The 670-nt window shown below is 39.9% G+C and carries 1 protein-coding gene and 1 pseudogene; both read left to right on the top strand.

Translation table 11 applies throughout. The features are described 5' to 3' along the window. Nucleotides 1–2 precede the first annotated feature (2 nt). Complete coding sequence (locus tag LMF89_RS25460; protein WP_229537597.1) at nucleotides 3–359, top strand: hypothetical protein; 357 nt, start codon at nucleotides 3–5, stop codon at nucleotides 357–359. Continuing rightward, nucleotides 346–670 (top strand): annotated as a pseudogene (locus LMF89_RS25455) (hypothetical protein); the annotation flags it as partial. The gene LMF89_RS25460 and the pseudogene LMF89_RS25455, both read left to right, overlap by 14 nt.

Here is a 670-nt window from a genome sequence, read left to right as displayed (position 1 = left end):
AGATCCAGAAAAAGCCGATGGAAGTCTATAGTGAAAAAGATGGAACTAGTAAAGTGCTTATGATTCCAGAAGCTAATATGGTAGTTACAGAAATCACTGAAACAGAATATCGTACGATTGATGATATTCTTAAGCACGAAGATGCGCTCACTCGAGTACAAGATAAAAAGACTCGTGCTATTGCCCTTAAACATAGCATTGAGGTAACTCGAAGCATTGAACTTGAAAAATTAAATTTAAGCAAAGCCAGATTGCTGTTTGATATGGAAAAGGCTAAAGGGGAAAGCAAAGGCAATGAGCATGTGGATGCTCTGCGACAGAAGATGCAAGAGAGGAAGATGAAACATGGATCCTCTTAATCGTTTTCTAGAAGCATTAGATCTGATTGGGAAAGATACGTTAGATCTCGTAGAGTTGGAAGGGGTCAACCTAAATTCTGCACAGCAAAAGGTTGAGTCGATTGATTTTAATGAGCTCATTGATCTTTACTATGATGATCCCGTAGCCTTTTCGGAAGATGTTCTTAATTTCTATCCAGATAATAAGCAGATAAAGATCATGCTTTCTGTCAGGGATAACAAGAGAACCTCAGTCCGATCTGGGCAGGGCGTTGGCAAAACTGCAACTGTGGCCTGTATCATCATCTGGTATATGCTTTTTCGAGAAGGCG

The sequence above is a fragment of the Pelosinus baikalensis genome (assembly GCF_020819555.1).
GTDB classification, from domain to species: Bacteria; Bacillota; Negativicutes; order DSM-13327; family DSM-13327; genus Pelosinus; species Pelosinus baikalensis.
This window is presented reverse-complemented; position numbering and strand designations above follow the sequence as displayed.